Below are 15,937 nucleotides of genomic sequence, written 5' to 3' on the forward strand. Positions count from 1 at the left end.
AAACCAACGCCATGAATTCGCAAGCACAACGCCAGCGGGCAATTAAAGCCTTTACAGATTTTTTACATACTCCCTTAGACACACTCCTACAACAGCATATAAACACTGATACAACAGAGGCAGCTTTGGCGTTATTTCATGATATGGCTGCTAGTGTACCTGCTTACAAACATTTTTTAGCAAATCACGCAGTTAATCCTGATGAATACCAAACCTTAGAAGATTTCCAAAGATTACCGCAACTCGTAAAAGAAAATTACCTGCAACGTTATCCTCTAGCTGAATTATGCCGCAACGGACAGCTAGAAACATGCGACATGATAGCTGTTTCTTCTGGTTCCACAGGAAAACCAACATTTTGGCCTCGCTTTTTTGCAGATGAAATGCAAATTGCTACCCGTTTTGAGCAGGTATTTCATGATAGTTTTCATGCAGATAGTAGACGAACTCTAGCTGTGATTTGTTTCAGTTTAGGTACCTGGGTAGGCGGAATGTTCACAACCAATTGCTGCCGCTATCTTGCCAGCAAAGGTTATCCGATTACTTTGGTAACTCCTGGTAATAATAAAGAAGAAATATTTCGAGTTGTTCAAGAACTCGGTTCGGCTTTTGAGCAGGTTGTCTTATTAGGATATCCACCATTTCTCAAAGATATTATTGATACTGGAATTGCCCGTGGAATTGAATGGCAGCGATATCAGATAAAGTTGGTGATGGCGGGAGAAGTATTCAGCGAGGAATGGCGCAGTTTAGTGAGTGAAAGAGTTGGTTCCCAACATTGCTGCTACGACTCTGTCTCGCTTTATGGAACAGCAGATGCAGGTGTATTGGGTAACGAAACACCTTTGAGTATCTGCATTCGTCGTTTCTTAGCACAAAATCCAGAAGCGGCGCGTGCCTTGTTTGGGGAGTCTCGTTTACCCACACTGGTACAATATGATCCCATCAGCCGCTTTTTTGAAGTTATAGACGGCACGTTGCTATTTTCTGGAAATAATGGCATTCCTCTGGTGCGTTACAACATCTTGGATACTGGAGGGATAATGAGTTATGATGCCATGCTCCAGTTTTTAGCAAAATGGGGCTTCAATCCAGTGGCGGAAATACAACAGATGGGTGGAAGAGGTGTTCGTGCGCTACCATTCGTCTATATTTTCGGACGCTCTAATTTTACAGTTTCTTACTTTGGAGCGAATATCTACCCAGAAAATGTGACGGTGGGATTAGAGCAACCAGTTATTAGAGAATGGGTGACAGGTAAATTCGTGTTGCAAGTGCAAGAAGATGCAGACAAGAACCGATTTTTATCGGTGGTTGTGGAGTTAGCACCGAGAATGGAGGAAAGTGAAGAGAAAAGGGAGGCGATCGCATCTTCCATTCTCACCCAACTCCAGCGCCTCAATAGCGAATTTGCTAACTACGTTCCTCCAGAATACCAAATCCCGCGAGTTGCACTAGCTCCTACAGGCGATCCAGAATATTTCCCCGTTGGGGTGAAGCATCGCTATACCCGCAAGTAGGAGAGAGTGTTCTATTCGCGGCTTTGTTCTTGGTTTGGTTTAGCTTTAGCAGCAACCAACCTAACTAACTCAACATCCAACTTTAACGCATCAGCTATTTGTTCTACAGTTGCACCTAAAGTCAACATAAAAGGAATTGCTTCCAATTTACCTTCCTGCTTAGCTTCTTGATAAACTTTAGTTTGCTTTAACTCGCTTAATCCCAACATTTGCTCTATCTCCTCCCGACTTTTCAAAGGGAATTTATAGACAATAATCGTTTCTATCAATTCGAGAAATTCCCGTTGGGTAATTTCATCAGCTATTTGTTGTTTAGCAAGGTTGATTAATTCCCTGGCTTTGGTAGCTGCGCCTGACTGTGGCTCTATAACCAGTTTAACTGTACCAATACCAATCGACTGTTCTGCTGCGGAGTCTAATTCATCAAGATAGATGCGGCTAACTCGCCCAGATGTGAGTAATTCAATATAGCGTTCTGTTTCTCCCACATCAAGACTGCGGCTTGGATAAACCACCGCCCCGCGCCAGTTGTTGGTAAGTTCGCTTCTATCCAAGTAAAGAAAGATTTCCGTAAACAAGCGAGAGTAGAATTTTTTATCGGGCTGAAATTGGACTTCTACAAAGTAGATGGGGGATGATGGATTACTTTTGGGGAGAAACACGCCATCGATGCGGAAAGCAAGTTGTTTGACTTCGACGGATGAGAATTGGTAGGTGTCAGCGGTTTCGGGAGGTTGGTTGATGAGTTCAAAAAAAATGCTGGGGAAGCTTTGGAATAGGCGGTAGAATATTGTGTCTGTTTTCACACTGATTGATGGTGGGTTGGTGGCGTAAGTTTTGATTTTACTTGATTTCTTGTTCCCAGACCCCGGCTGGAAATGCATACTGTGAGGTTCTACCTCACTATTCTTCTGGAGGCAGAACCTCTTGATGGGCCTTGCCATGCCGAGCATGGGAACGAGAGAATGAAGTTGTAAGTCAGGCATCCAACAATTTCCACTAACTCCCTCAAATTAAAGCCAAAATTAAATATTATCCCGCACCCAATTTCTAAAAGCTTGAATTGCTTGGCTGCTACCAACAACTTGACTCTGCTGGACGTATTGATTTACTAGCTCAATTATCGGAATCTCTGGAAATGTAGGACTAAAATTCGATTCTACATACTTTCCACTTTGCAAGACATTAATTTGTAACCCTTGTTTTCCATATCGCCAAAGTTCTGGTACTCCCAAAATTTGGTAATTCTCCAACTGCGTGCGGGAAGTTAAATCAATTTCTATAGCTAAATCTGGGGGTGGATCGACACTCATATCGAGGCGATTTTTACCAATAACTGCCGCTTGATTTTGAATGTAAAAACAGGCATCCGGTTCGACTGCTTGAGTCATGCGTTCATTTTTCAAAGTTGTCGAACCCAACGACTCAAACGCAATTTGTCGTGCCTCCAATAAAATTTTTTTCTTTGGCTTTTTCATGTTCGGGTAAAGGAACCATTATTTCTAAAAATCCATGACTATAAGAAAGTCTGGCTGCACGATGTTCTCCCAATTCCGCCAAAATACTTTCAAATTGCTGCCAACTAACGTCCTCAAGTAGTAGTTGCTGTCCCGGTTGAATCCTCAATTGTCTTAACTCTAATAGCATAAAGATTCATCCAACTCTTTTATTACAATATATCGATCTCGTTAGGAACATCGTTTGAGATAACAGGTTTCCCAATATGAAAAAACCCGTCCAAATCACTCTTGATACGGGTTTTTTGAAATATTTATTTCAACCTAGTTTTGTTACATAATGCACCAGTGTCAAAAACTTACAAGTCAGGAGGTAAAATCACGTTGTCAATCACATGAATAACGCCGTTACTGGCTTTGATGTCAGGCTGAACCACCTTGGCGTCATTGACTGTTACACCAGTTTTTGGATCTACCTTGACATTAATCGGACCACCCTCAATGCTTTTGACTTCACCAGATTTCAAATCTTTGGATACTACTGAACCTTGCAGCACATGATATCGCAAAATCTTCACCAGGACTTCTTTATTTTCTGGCTTTAATAAATCTTGTACAGCGTCTTGTGGCAATTTGGCAAATGCTGCATCTGTAGGTGCGAAGACGGTGAAAGGGCCTTTGCCTTGCAAGGTTTGTACCAATCCAGCTGCTTTCAAAGCCTTGGTTAGCATTGTAAAGGAACCATTGGACTCTGCAACTGCTACGATATTTTTACTCTCTGTACCCGCTCCTGGCTGACTAGGAGGCGTGGGTGTGGCAGGTGGTGGTGTTGTGGGTATCTCACCACCAGGTGTTGTGGGTACCCCTGGTGGAGGAGACGCAGGAGGTGTAGAAGTGTCACCTCCACCAGGACAAGCAGCACGGTTGTAAGGACACTCCTGCAAAATACTCGGGCGAGGGTTTAATCCTCTCGGTCTCTGTGTTACTGTTGTGTCTTTAGCTGGTGAGATTTTTTTGGACTTTGTTGCTGCTGTTGTGGCCTCACTAGGTTGAGTATACTCAGCGTTTACTAAAAGACGTTGCTCGCCATGATACGACGCTTCTTTGAAAATACCAGGGTTAGAATTTAATACTTCGTTTGCTCCAGTGGGTAGACCAGTAAGAAGACTGATGCCCGTCACTCCTATTATACCAGCCAACTTGGTCAGCAAATTGCTGTCTTCAACCTTCATAAATTTTGTTTGGCTTTCATTTCCACACATTACAATAATGATTTATATCATCTTGCCACACAGAAAATCTAACTAAAGAAACAAGATTTGTAAGCAGGAATTCATTATATATCAATCTTAAAACATTGAATAATTTGCCTCATTATGAGTATAATCGCCTGTCTGTATAAAGAACGAAGGAAGCCAAGGACGATAGAATTACCCCCGCATGTTTGTGCAAAAGCAAAAATATCGCATAGTTGCATTATGCCAGCTTGTAGAAGGCGTAACAGATGGACTTTGATAGAGAAAAATTCAGTTCAGTAGAATTTCACCGCAGAGTTGTGTCAAAAAAACTGAGAATACAAAAGAACCTCACAAATAAATCCATTTTTATTCAATTTTTCAGACGTAAATCGTGAAGATAAATTATCCGAACCAAAATAAACTTGTAAAATTTATTAAGTGAACCACGTACTGGAAACAAAACATGCTCGAATTATATCAGTTTGAATTATCTCAATACTCAGAGAAAGTGCGTCTTATCCTTGATTATAAAGGGCTGGAGTACCGTAAAATCGAGGTAACACCAGGAGTAGGACAGGTAGAACTATATCGGCTGACTGGTCAGCGACAAGTACCCGTATTAAGAGATGGTAGCAGATATATAGCAGATTCAACGGAGATAGCTAAGTATTTAGACTTACAATATCCAGCACGCCCATTGATACCAACCGATCCAAAAAAGCGGGGCTTATGTTTAATGATGGAAGAATGGGCGGATGAATCAATTGGCATCAAAGGTCGCAAAGCACTGTTTTCTGCCATTAGTCAAAACCAGAATTTCCGCAAGTCCTTACTACCTAGGGCGACACCAGATGTCCTGAAAAGTCTGGTAGAAGGAGTTCCTAACGATCTATTGAAAGTTTTGGGTTTTGGCGTTGGTTATAGTCCAGATGCAATACGCAGTGCGATCGCCGACTTAAAGCAAGATTTGGAAGCCCTGACATTATTATTAGCAGATAGTCCCTATCTAGTAGGAGATGAACCAACTTTAGCCGACTTTGCTGTCGCTGGTTTATCAATATTGCTGAAGTTTCCTAATGCTGTTTATTTGAATTTGCCAGAAACCATCATAGGTAAGGGAGTCCCTGAATTGGCTGATAACCTACTTTATCAACCGTTCTTTACTTGGCGCGATCGCCTTTACGCCCAATATCGTAGACCGCTTCTAAGTTATACCACAACAGGAGGTTCAAGTGCGCCTACTTCAATTAACATTGACTGATTAGTTATTAATCATGAGTCATTAATCATTCGTTCTCAATAAATGACAAAAGACAAAAGTTACATCACCAATTTTGTCTTTTACAATTACAATGCAACTGTAAACAGTGAACAGTGAACAGTGAACAGTGGAAACTGGTAACTGGTAACTGATAACCCTTCGGGTATGCCTCCAGCACGACGGGCTTTGCCCGAACGCAGTCGCCTAGGTCGGGAGACCCTCCAAAGAGCGCTGCCTCACTGATAACTGGTAACTGATAACTGATAACTGATAACTGATAACTGATAAGAGCAAGCTCATCACTGTGTGATTAATGAAATGAATTTGGGACAGCCATTAGGTTCAGTTATACAAGGCTCTCTCACAGGAGGATTAGAAGTTAGATTGCACCCCGACGTTTCGGTAGAAGATATGCGCGTTGGTAAGTTTTTAGTTGTCCAAGGGGTGCGATCGCGTTTTTTTTGTATGCTCACAGACGTAGCATTGGGAATTGCCAACCAAAGAATTATTGCGAATCCTCCGAGTTGGGAAGACACTTTTTTACGAGATATTTTAGCAGGAGGCGGGACATACGGTACCATCAACCTCGCACCGATGTTGATGTTTACCCCCGAATCTGAAGAATCTTATTCTGCAACAAACGGCAAATCTGCAAATCCTTTTGTTCCATCAGCGACTGGCTTGGCATCATTCCAGCCTCAAACCAGTACAACAATGGAACTCCTTCCAGTCAAAACGATTCCCAGCCACTTTAGCCAAGTTTATGAAGCTTCTGAAGAAGATTTTCGCCGGGTATTTGGTTGGGAAGACGATCCTCAAAGGAAGAATTTTTCTATTGGGAAACCACTGGACATGGAGGTACCTGTTTGTCTTGATTTAAATCGGTTTGTGGAAAGAAGCAACGGCGTTTTTGGCAAATCAGGAACTGGTAAATCCTTCTTGACACGTTTACTTTTAGCTGGGACAATCCGCAAAAATGCGGCGGTGAACTTGATTTTTGATATGCACTCAGAGTATGGCTGGGAAGCCGTTTCTGAAGGCAAGCAAATGAGTACTGTCAAAGGATTAAAACAGCTTTTTCCCAGTTCAGTTGAAGTCTACACTCTTGATCCAGAATCCACCAAGCGTCGAGGCGTACCTCATGCTCAAGAACTTTATTTAAGTTACGATCAAATTGAAGTCGAAGATATAAAATTATGCAGTCGTGATTTAGGACTTTCAGAAGCAAGTTTAGATAACGCCAATATTTTATTTGCTGAATTTGGCAAGTCTTGGATTCTTCAATTGATAAATATGACGAACGAAGAAATTAAGACTTTCTGCGAAGAGAAGCGGGGACACCAAGGTTCGATTACAGCACTACAGCGCAAACTCCTGCGACTGGAAAATTTAAAGTATATGCGTGCAGCTTGTCCGCAAAATTATGTCAATCAAATGTTGCGTTCCCTAGAAGCTGGGAAGAATATTGTCGTGGAGTTTGGCTCTCAGTCAAATATGCTCTCTTATATGTTGGTGACAAATATGATTACCCGGCGGATTCACCAACATTATGTCACCAAAGCAGAAAAGTTTTTACAAACCAAAAATCCCAACGATAAACCAACGCAACTGATGATTACAATTGAGGAGGCACACCGTTTCCTCGACCCTGCAACGGTACAAAGTACTATTTTCGGAACGATCGCCCGCGAAATGCGGAAATACTTCGTAACGCTTCTTGTGGTTGATCAACGTCCATCGGGCATAGATAATGAAGTCATGTCCCAGATTGGTACTCGTATTACCGCTTTGCTGAACGATGAAAAAGATATTGAGGCGATTTTTACTGGGGTGTCTGGTGGAGGTGCCTTGCGTTCTGTGTTGGCAAAGTTAGACTCTAAACAACAAGCCTTGATTTTAGGACACGCTGTTCCGATGCCTGTGGTTGTGCGTACTCGTCCTTACGATACCATATTTTATGAAGAAATTGGCGAGACTGCTTGGGAGGAAAAGCCAGATGAAGAAGTGTTTGCTGCGGCTGAACTAGCTAAAGCAGATCTTGGCTTTTAGGGATTTGCGATTTGGTAATTGGTAGTTAATATTTAAGCGTCACTACAAACCCATTACCCAATTGCCAGATAAATGCGACTATGTCCAGCCACTCAAATCCACTTAAAGATGACCACTATCTTGGAGCTTTGGTAGATGAACTGTGTCATGTTCATAACTGTCATACTGTGATTTTATACGGTTCAAGAGCGAAAGGCACACACACTGCTGAAAGTGACTACGACCTCTTTGCCGTGAGAGAAACTGGCGAGAGTCTACACGATGCTCGCCTCTGGAATAATTACTATCTGGATATTTTCATCTATAACGAGAAAGATGTTATTATAGTAGATAGTTCCTTCCTGCGAATTCTCGGGGGCGTAGTATTGCGAGAATGCGAAGGTTTTGGGCAAAGACTCCTCAAGCGAATGGATGAGTTATTTGCCACTGGTCCTGCGGCGCTATCAGCAAGTGAAATTCAACTGCGACGTACTTGGTTCAGTAAAATGTTAAAGCGCATCTCGCAAGGAAATATTGAGGCTGACTACCGTCGTGTGTGGCTGTTGTATGCACTGCTTGAAGACTACTTTGCTTTACGTCAGAAGTGGTATCTTGGTTCAAAAGAGAGTTGGAACTGGCTTAAAATTCATGATCCACAAACCTACGTGGCTTTTGAAGTTGCTCTAAAATCAGGGGCTTGTTTTTCAACGATTGAGTCCTTAGTGGAAAAAGTGCTAGCTGTAAATGCGGCTTAACGGAAAAACATATCAACTACCAATTCCCAATATCCTATTCCTGATTTATAGATTTCGTGACATCCCTCCATCAGGAGAATCGATTCTGTTCGGTTATCCGGCTATAGATGGAGGACTGATCATGGGATCTTAGAGTCACTATATATGTAGTAAGTTAGGAAAAAAAAATCAGCTTTTTTGTGTAACTAGATAAATTTGCACTACAATAGAAAGATTTAACAGAACTACTTTACTCTTGGGATGATTTGTCGTATCATAGATAAAGTAGAAGTCATACCGAGTTCGTATAATTAGGGTCGTCTTAGCGACATAAGGATTATAAGAATTATTGAAAACAAGCCAGCATGCTCATAAGTGATTTCAAAATTTAGGGAAGGTAGGGAAACCAATCCAAGAGAGTGATCGTCTAAGTAGAGTCTGTAGAAATCAATTTTCACCTGATCGTTTCCCTGGTTGCGTAATACGTGTACTAACTTTCCCAATCCGCCTTAGTTATTGAGTATTAATTTTTGTTTACGGAGTAGAGGAAAACGCACCAATGCCCACTGTAGAAACCCAAACCGAAAACCTTAACGCCAAATTCACGGCTGATATGGTGCGAACCTATCTGCGCGAGATTGGTCGTGTACCACTGCTAACCCGTGAGCAAGAGATTGTCTTTGGGAAGCAGGTTCAACAAATGATGACACTCGTGGATGCTAAGGAGGCTTTGGCGAAGAAATTAAGCCGCGAACCTAGCTCAGAAGAGTGGGCTGCTCATGTTCGTAAGTCTGAGACAGATGTCAAACAGATTGTACACCAAGGCAAGCGAGCAAAGCAGAAGATGATAGAAGCAAACTTGCGCTTGGTTGTAGCGATCGCCAAAAAGTACCAGAAGCGAAACATGGAGTTTCTGGATCTTATCCAAGAAGGAACCTTAGGATTAGAGCGGGGTGTAGAGAAATTTGACCCAACTCGGGGTTATAAGTTCTCAACATACGCTTACTGGTGGATTCGCCAAGCCATTACTCGTGCGATCGCCCAACAAGGTCGTACCATTCGCCTACCTATCCACATCACCGAGAAGCTAAACAAAATTAAGAAAGTCCAGCGCGAACTAGCTCAGAAGTTGGGAAGATCACCAACTCCTGCTGAAATTGGCAAAGAGCTAGAATTAGAACCAGCTCAGATCCGTGAGTATCTGAACATGGCGCGTCAACCAGTTTCCTTGGATGTCAAGGTTGGTGATAACCAAGATACCGAACTGCAAGAAATGCTCGAAGATGAAGGCCCATCCCCAGAGTATTACATGACGCAGGACTTCTTACGCCAAGACTTAAATAACATGCTCTCAGAACTTACCCCCCAACAGCGAGAAGTTTTAGCCCTGCGCTTCGGTTTATTAGATGGTAACGAAATGTCTTTGGCAAAAGTTGGCGAACGCTTGAACCTTAGCCGCGAACGTGTTCGTCAGTTAGAACATCAAGCGCTTGCTCATCTGCGTCGCCGTCGTGCCAACGTTAAAGAGTACATTGCTAGTTAACACTCAAAGTGAAACTTAAGACGTAGCAGCGCTATGTCACAAGGTGATCATACGCCCTCTGAATTCAGGGGGCGATTTTTTTTGTCAACGCCCTTTGGGCAGGGTGTAATATCAAGTTCGGATGAACACTTATAAAAAACGAAGAACCTCACCCCGCATTTGAGTATCGCAAACGCTCCCCTCTCCGGAGTTCGGAGAGGGGCTGGGGGTGAGGTCGTTTTATCGTAACTAATTAGGCGAACTTGATATAAGGGTGTAAGGGTGTAAGGGTGTAGGGGTGTAAGGGTGTAGGGGTGTAGGGGAACCCCATCAAGAAATTTGAGGGGCTAGGGGTGACTTCCCTGACTGCGTGTAAGATTACCGATGTATAGCAGTTGCCAGGTAGATTAGGACATCAACTAATGAGAAAACACGGAAACCACGGGACAATTCCCAGCCTGCTCCCCTTCGGGTATGTCTTCGACACGCCTTCGGCGAACGCAGTCGCCTGCGGAGGAGCCAGTACTGTTCGCGCAGCGTGGCACTTTGTGCCATAGGAGGGTTTCCCTCACTTGGTATCTGGCGTTGGAAACCCTCCCGCAGCGCTGTCTCACCTGCTCCCTGCTATAATTTCTTCTCCCCTACACCCCCACACCCCTACTCTTCGCCAAAATCTTTGAATCACATCCGGAATCAAGAGAATTGCTTGTGTAGTTTTCCTTGTTCAAATAGTTCAGACATTAGAGAGAGGACTACACCAAGAAGCTGTCAATTCTTTTTTAAATTAAATTACAAAAGAAGAAAAATATGGAAAATTAGCATTTCGTTTTGAGTTTTCATTTCAAAAAATTATCCAATTGAGTAAATCTTATGAATGAGGTAATAATAGCCCGAACAATGGTAAGTTATGATTATCACTCAAAATGACCCCTTAGAAATACAATAAAAATTGATTTTGTAGCCGAGATATTTTCTATACAAGATAAATCAAACCATTGAGGGAGCCTATACAGATGAATACTTTGATACGTTTGTAGGTAAGTTCCAGAAAACCAAAAGATTTTTTTCACAGGAGGAATCAGATGCAAAACAACATAAGAAAACAAAACAACATAAAAAAATTTGTTTCCCCAGGTTTATTAGGAATCCCCTTAGTAGGTGCACTTGTGTTGGTTGGCTTAGTTGTCAATCGCCCAAAACCAGTAATGAGTAATCAGCTTGCATATATTGACCAATCCGCTGAATCGGCTGAAGATTCTGGGTTACCAACTTACACTTGGTTGCACCAAAATTCTTCTGAAGCCTCTTCTAGATCCTCTGAATTAACTGCACACAAAGAAACCCGACTGCGTAAAGCACTCGCCTCGGTTACTATTCCAACTGATGTCACCAAATCAAATGGTTTGGAAGCAGCCACAAGCACAGTCGCAATTGCACAACCCCAAACACCCACCAAAACTGCCAGTATTACGCCTACAGCAGCCCGGTTCCCTCAACAAGATGGCGTTTACCTCTACGGTCAATCACCCAAGTCTGGTCAATTGGGGCAAGGATATATCATATTTGAAAAGCACCAAAACAAAGTGACAGGTGCGTTATATATGCCTAGTTCTGAGTTTAGTTGTTTTAATGGCACACTCCGTTCCTCTGGAGAGTTGGCAATGACAGTGAATGGTTTCGCAGGTGACGAAAGCCCAACTCAAGTGGCAGCAAACAATACATTACCTCAGGTCAAAGATGGTGAGTCAAGCACTTATGCTCACTCTGTGACGTTGCAAGATTATAATCAGATAAATAATATTAGTAGTAGCGATCGCCAAGTTTTACAAACCTGTCAGGCAAATGTTCAAAAGTGAGGAGTCAGGAGGTAAGAATACAACTCCTAACTCCTCACTTAGCACTTCTTAATACTCAATTCCTGGTTGTGCCTTTATACCCTGATCTCGGAAGGGATGTTTGACTAAAGTCATTTCCGTAACTAAGTCAGCGCGTGAAATCAATGCCGCAGGTGCACCTCTGCCTGTGAGAATAACATGATTGTTAACTGGCTTTTGAGCTAGCCCAGCTAAAACTTCATCAACTTGTAAGTAACCAAGTTTAAGAGCAATATTAATTTCATCCAACAGCACCAGTTTGAACTGTGGATTGCGGATATATCCTAATGCTTTTTGCCAAGCGGCTATGGCTTTTTCAATATCGCGATCGCGATCCTGAGTATCCCAAGTGAAGCCTTCCCCCATAGCATGAAATTCTAATAAATCATCTTGCCATATACTGAAAACTCTTTTTTCTGCAGGTTCCCAGGCTCCTTTGATAAATTGGATTATAGCAACTTTATACCCATGACCTAGCGCCCGCAACACCATCCCCAGTGCAGCTGTGGTTTTTCCCTTACCATTACCAGTATGAACAACAATTAACCCTTTTTCGTTAGATGCATTCTTGATTCGCATCTCCTGGACTTCTTGGCGTCGCTGCATCTTTTTACGGTACTGTTCTGAGTTGAGGGAGGAATTTTCCTCAACCGCACTTACATTGGTAGTTGTCCAAGTTTCATCGGTTTGCATAGCGCTGGTGTTCAGTTTAGTGTAATTATTACAAGGCTTTATCAAAAATCCGTTGATTAAAATGTTAAATCAATCATAAAAATATAATAAATAGGTAAAAAATACAGGATATTCCTCTATAAACCTTACCACCTCTGCTAAGCGGGGAATATGATTAACCAGAACACTTCATTTGCAGCAACTGTGCCTCATACGCGCGTTGTACTCATACGTGTCACCTCACCCCCAACCCCTCTCCTTATTAAGGAGAGGGGTGCCCGTAAAGATGGGGTGAGGCTTTTTACCTGCAACTTGCTTGGTATTAATTATGGAAAATAGAGTTTCCGTTATTTTAGGGGACATTACCCACCTACAGGTAGATGCTATTGTCAATGCTGCCAATAATTCTTTACTAGGAGGCGGTGGTGTTGATGGCGCAATACATCGTGTAGCCGGACCAGAACTTTTGGAGGAGTGTCGCAAGTTACACGGATGTGATACTGGTCAAGCAAAGATAACTAAAGGTTATCATCTTCCAGCAAAGTGGGTGATTCACACTGTTGGTCCAGTGTGGGAAGGTGGAAATTCTGGAGAAGATGAGTTATTGGCAGAGTGTTATCGCAATAGTCTAGCCTTAGCAGTACAAAACGGAATAAAAACTATTGCTTTTCCAGCCATTAGCATAGGCGCATATCGTTTTCCACTAGAACGTGCTACTAAAATAGCTGTCAATGAAGTTAATAAATTTTTACACAGCAATAACTCTCTCGAACAAATCATCTTCGTGTGTTTTGGGCAAAATGCCTACAATTACTACTTGCAGGTGATGGAAGAAATAACTTAAAGCTAGCCAGGATTGTAAGCTAGCTCTATGATAAAACTCTCAACCTACCAAGACCAATGCAGATTACTCAGTGTCTCCACACAGCCATTCTTGTCACGGATCTAGAACGAGCCGAACATTTCTATACAGAGGTGTTAGGATTACCCAAAATAGAGCGATCTCTGAAATATGCTGGCGCTTGGTACCAAGTTGGGAATCATCAAATTCACCTGATAGCTGCCCAGGGAGTCCCCACTGAGGAGCAAAACGAAAAATGGGGGCGCAATCCCCACGTTGCATTCTCAGTTGCTGACTTAGACGCAGCCAAACAACAACTTTTAGATAACAACTGCTTGATTCAACCCAGCGCCTCCGGACGCCCAGCCCTCTTCACCAAAGATCCTGATGGGAATATTGTGGAACTCAGTCAGCAGTGAGGTGGAAAGTGGAGAAGTTGGGGAAATTGTACTTTTTGGGCGGATGATATTGGGGCGATCGCCTTTACTCAGATTTTGCACCTCCGGCTGAGTACGCCCAGAACTCAAGTTCGTGGCTCATAAACACGCGTCCGTTAAAACGGACTCTCGTAAGTTTTTCAGTCCGTTTTAACGGACTTAGACTTTGAGCCAAGAAATTTATTTCTTGGCGGACGAAAAGTATGGTGCAAGATCTGAGTTTAAGCCGGCGGCTTCTGCATCGCCTATTTTTTCTCAAGTATTGGGCAATATCTAGCGACAAGCCTCAGCACTTCTACGCAGCAGAGTAAAAACCAGTAAGTGATTGGGCAGAGGTTAGATTAGAGCGCATTTCAAGTAAATTCCACGTTGGTTTGACCTCACCCCCCTAAAGCTACGCTTTACCTCCCCTCTCCTTACTAAGGAGAGGGGAGGTTTTGGCGCAAGACAAAACCGGGGTGAGGTAGAGCGAGAACTGAAAAGAGCTGTAACTTGAATCAAAATCAAAATCAAAATTTTAAAGTTCTTATTTATACTTCACATATTAAAACGCTTACAATATAAAAGTAAAAAAATAAACAATGTCACGGATGTAATCTTTATAATCCAGAGTTATGGACAATCTCTCAGAAATCCAACTAGGGGGACAAGGCGCTAGTGTAAGTAAGTTCACCCCCGTCGAATTTGGCAAAGACTTTTTTGACAACCTCGCCCAATGTCGTGACGATGGGGAGAAAATCCAGCTATTTTTGGAAACAGCCCAAAGACAAGATGTACCGCTAAGAGCGATCGAAGAGTTGTTGAACTACCAAGATGAATTCATCTTGGCTATGGGGCTTCAGAGTTTTGGCTATATTACTAACCCGCAAATCAAAGCGCAACTTGCAACACTCAACTATATTGAGGGACTTGACGAACCTCTTGAGGAAATCTCTCTGCTACCTGATCCAGAAGAGTACAAGCGGCATAATGTCAGGATACTTGAAAAGTTGTGTCAAGAAGCTAAATCGGGTAGCGATTTGATTCGTTTATCAGCGGCTTGGGCAATTCAGCAAATAGGTTACTCTGCGATGATTACAGGAAGATTTCTTCCGAAGTCAGCCGAGGATATTCAAAGTCAAGTTATTAGTGAAAGTCTAAATCATCTTAACAATCGGTCAATCTCTAAAGAATACATTGATTTTTGGGTTTATGCACCTAAAAGACATCTGTTACGACTGTTGCAGACAATTCCTTCATCTTACCTGGATGTTGTTGAGAGAATTATAGCTAGACTCGGTGTTGTAGGTGTTGAGTTTATCGCTCGTTCCGCTTCTACATTACAGAACTTTGTTGTAGAAGCTGCTTTGCATTTAGCCGGCTTACTTATCAAATATAGACAATATCAGGATGCTGGCACACAAAGAAGATTATCAGATGTTCTGATTCCTTTTTTAGATAATAGTGATATTGATTTACGGCGACTTGCTGCTGAATTAATTAATGAGGTAGAGCCATCATGGTCTTGGTTGAATGATACTATCAGGGCTAAAGCAGCGATTATATTAAGGGACTGGAAGAAATTAGAAGAACTAGGTGAAGCATCAGTTCCATTTTTGATAGAGGCTGTTAGAGGTTCACTTCAATTTGACACACAAGATAACTTACGAGAACAAGTAGAAGCAGTTCGGTGTATTAGTAGAATTTATTTTTATAATGTTGAGCAACAAGTCACAACTTTTTCAGAATTTCTCCAACATCCTGAAGAAAAGATAAGAGATACAACTGTATCACTTCTGAAACCGCATCAAGATTTACTTGATATGAAATCAAATTACATCCTGACAGGACTAGATTTTAAATTTCAATTGGAAGATTTTGATGTAAAAACTATGACGATTAGAGAAATTGATAGAAAGATTGGGGACAAAAGGCTGTATCAGAAAGATTTTGACAAAAGATTTCAAAATGCAATCTCTAGCTGTAAAGCTGATGCTACTGAAGTCAAAAGATTTTTATCAACTAAGCTGAAAGAGTATAACGGTTATATAGAAAGTTGTATCAATAAGCTAGATGCCCAGAAGCAAGATATACAAAGAAAAGAAGCTGAAGAACAAAGAAGGCGGGCGGAAGAACGAAGAAGGCAGATTGAAGAAGAAGCCGAAAAACGAAGAAGGCGGGCGGAAGAACAAAGAAAGAATGTACTAATTACTGCTTTCGCAGTCTTTGGACTTTTGTTTTTAAGTATAATATATCCACCTGCTTTATTCATTGTATTTTTGTTATTGATAGTTTTATTGATGTATTTCGTGATGCTTTGGTTGATATCTTTACAGTATATAAATAGGTAAGCGTTATTTTATAATAGATAAAA

At 41.9% G+C, this 15,937-nt stretch carries 14 protein-coding genes and 1 pseudogene; 11 read left to right on the plus strand and 4 right to left on the minus strand.

Features of this window, described 5'->3' with window-relative positions; all coding sequences use genetic code 11:
* Positions 1-11: 11 nt before the first annotated feature.
* Positions 12-1,520 carry a phenylacetate--CoA ligase family protein gene (locus DP114_RS26660; protein WP_171978311.1) on the plus strand — a complete coding sequence of 503 codons (1,509 nt, stop codon included), beginning with the start codon at positions 12-14 and terminating at the stop codon, positions 1,518-1,520.
* Between the two features lie 11 nt (positions 1,521-1,531).
* On the opposite strand, the gene DP114_RS26665 is transcribed toward DP114_RS26660, so the two are convergent.
* From DP114_RS26665 to DP114_RS26675, 3 genes and pseudogenes are all read right to left on the minus strand, one after another.
* Positions 1,532-2,326 carry an Rpn family recombination-promoting nuclease/putative transposase gene (locus DP114_RS26665; RefSeq protein ID WP_171977556.1) on the minus strand — a complete coding sequence of 265 codons (795 nt, stop codon included), beginning with the start codon at positions 2,324-2,326 and terminating at the stop codon, positions 1,532-1,534.
* A gap of 219 nt (positions 2,327-2,545) precedes the next feature.
* Positions 2,546-3,167, minus strand: a pseudogene (locus tag DP114_RS26670) (Uma2 family endonuclease).
* A gap of 169 nt (positions 3,168-3,336) precedes the next feature.
* A complete protein-coding gene (locus DP114_RS26675) occupies positions 3,337-4,209 on the minus strand; it encodes a fasciclin domain-containing protein (protein ID WP_171977557.1) in 873 nt (290 codons plus the stop codon).
* Positions 4,210-4,678: 469 nt separating this feature from the next.
* Between DP114_RS26675 and DP114_RS26680 the strand changes: the two genes are divergently transcribed.
* The 7 genes from DP114_RS26680 (at position 4,679) to DP114_RS26700 (ending at position 11,616) form a co-directional block, all read left to right on the plus strand.
* Entirely contained in the window at positions 4,679-5,476 is a 798-nt protein-coding gene (locus DP114_RS26680) for a glutathione S-transferase family protein (protein ID WP_171977558.1), read from the plus strand.
* Positions 5,477-5,794: 318 nt separating this feature from the next.
* Entirely contained in the window at positions 5,795-7,525 is a 1,731-nt protein-coding gene (locus DP114_RS26685) for a helicase HerA domain-containing protein (RefSeq protein ID WP_169268184.1), read from the plus strand.
* An 80-nt stretch (positions 7,526-7,605) separates the two neighbouring features.
* On the plus strand, positions 7,606-8,259 hold the full coding sequence (locus DP114_RS26690) for a nucleotidyltransferase domain-containing protein (RefSeq protein ID WP_171977559.1): 654 nt from the start codon (positions 7,606-7,608) through the stop codon (positions 8,257-8,259).
* Positions 8,249-8,392, plus strand: coding sequence for a hypothetical protein (locus DP114_RS34535; protein ID WP_169268176.1), 144 nt, complete (start codon positions 8,249-8,251; stop codon positions 8,390-8,392). The genes DP114_RS26690 and DP114_RS34535 overlap by 11 nt, the downstream gene beginning before the upstream one ends.
* A 405-nt stretch (positions 8,393-8,797) precedes the next feature.
* A complete protein-coding gene (locus DP114_RS26695) occupies positions 8,798-9,781 on the plus strand; it encodes an RNA polymerase sigma factor, RpoD/SigA family (protein WP_169268175.1) in 984 nt (327 codons plus the stop codon).
* A gap of 401 nt (positions 9,782-10,182) precedes the next feature.
* Positions 10,183-10,317 (plus strand): hypothetical protein, encoded by a 135-nt coding sequence (locus DP114_RS35860; RefSeq protein WP_256379286.1) that lies wholly within the window; start codon positions 10,183-10,185, stop codon positions 10,315-10,317.
* A 525-nt stretch (positions 10,318-10,842) separates the two neighbouring features.
* Complete coding sequence (locus DP114_RS26700) at positions 10,843-11,616, plus strand: hypothetical protein (protein ID WP_169266466.1); 774 nt, start codon at positions 10,843-10,845, stop codon at positions 11,614-11,616.
* 48 nt (positions 11,617-11,664) lie between these two features.
* On the opposite strand, the gene cobO is transcribed toward DP114_RS26700, so the two are convergent.
* The gene (gene cobO, locus DP114_RS26705; protein ID WP_171977560.1) at positions 11,665-12,327 is read right to left on the minus strand and encodes a cob(I)yrinic acid a,c-diamide adenosyltransferase; all 663 of its coding nucleotides are present in this window, start codon (positions 12,325-12,327) and stop codon (positions 11,665-11,667) included.
* Between the two features lie 307 nt (positions 12,328-12,634).
* Here cobO and DP114_RS26710 point away from each other — a divergent pair, with 307 nt between their 5' ends.
* From DP114_RS26710 to DP114_RS26720, 3 genes are all read left to right on the plus strand, one after another.
* A complete protein-coding gene (locus tag DP114_RS26710) occupies positions 12,635-13,150 on the plus strand; it encodes an O-acetyl-ADP-ribose deacetylase (protein ID WP_171977561.1) in 516 nt (171 codons plus the stop codon).
* A gap of 56 nt (positions 13,151-13,206) precedes the next feature.
* On the plus strand, positions 13,207-13,566 hold the full coding sequence (locus DP114_RS26715) for a VOC family protein (protein ID WP_171977562.1): 360 nt from the start codon (positions 13,207-13,209) through the stop codon (positions 13,564-13,566).
* 767 nt (positions 13,567-14,333) lie between these two features.
* A complete protein-coding gene (locus tag DP114_RS26720) occupies positions 14,334-15,914 on the plus strand; it encodes a hypothetical protein (RefSeq protein WP_171977563.1) in 1,581 nt (526 codons plus the stop codon).
* The last annotated feature ends 23 nt before the right edge of the window (positions 15,915-15,937 follow it).

Source organism: Brasilonema sennae CENA114 (genome assembly GCF_006968745.1).
GTDB lineage: Bacteria > Cyanobacteriota > Cyanobacteriia > Cyanobacteriales > Nostocaceae > Brasilonema > Brasilonema sennae.

Excerpts from the sequence above, each read along its gene's own strand:
- DP114_RS26700 (WP_169266466.1), top strand. The coding sequence starts at position 10,843 with ATGCAAAACAACATAAGAAAACAAAACAACATAAAAAAATTTGTTTCC.
- DP114_RS35860 (WP_256379286.1), top strand. The coding sequence starts at position 10,183 with ATGAGAAAACACGGAAACCACGGGACAATTCCCAGCCTGCTCCCCTTC.
- DP114_RS26715 (WP_171977562.1), top strand. The coding sequence starts at position 13,207 with ATGCAGATTACTCAGTGTCTCCACACAGCCATTCTTGTCACGGATCTA.
- DP114_RS34535 (WP_169268176.1), top strand. The coding sequence starts at position 8,249 with ATGCGGCTTAACGGAAAAACATATCAACTACCAATTCCCAATATCCTA.
- DP114_RS26680 (WP_171977558.1), top strand. The coding sequence starts at position 4,679 with ATGCTCGAATTATATCAGTTTGAATTATCTCAATACTCAGAGAAAGTG.
- DP114_RS26690 (WP_171977559.1), top strand. The coding sequence starts at position 7,606 with ATGTCCAGCCACTCAAATCCACTTAAAGATGACCACTATCTTGGAGCT.
- DP114_RS26695 (WP_169268175.1), top strand. The coding sequence starts at position 8,798 with ATGCCCACTGTAGAAACCCAAACCGAAAACCTTAACGCCAAATTCACG.
- DP114_RS26660 (WP_171978311.1), top strand. The coding sequence starts at position 12 with ATGAATTCGCAAGCACAACGCCAGCGGGCAATTAAAGCCTTTACAGAT.
- cobO (WP_171977560.1), bottom strand. The coding sequence starts at position 12,327 with ATGCAAACCGATGAAACTTGGACAACTACCAATGTAAGTGCGGTTGAG.
- DP114_RS26685 (WP_169268184.1), top strand. The coding sequence starts at position 5,795 with ATGAATTTGGGACAGCCATTAGGTTCAGTTATACAAGGCTCTCTCACA.
- DP114_RS26710 (WP_171977561.1), top strand. The coding sequence starts at position 12,635 with ATGGAAAATAGAGTTTCCGTTATTTTAGGGGACATTACCCACCTACAG.
- DP114_RS26675 (WP_171977557.1), bottom strand. The coding sequence starts at position 4,209 with ATGAAGGTTGAAGACAGCAATTTGCTGACCAAGTTGGCTGGTATAATA.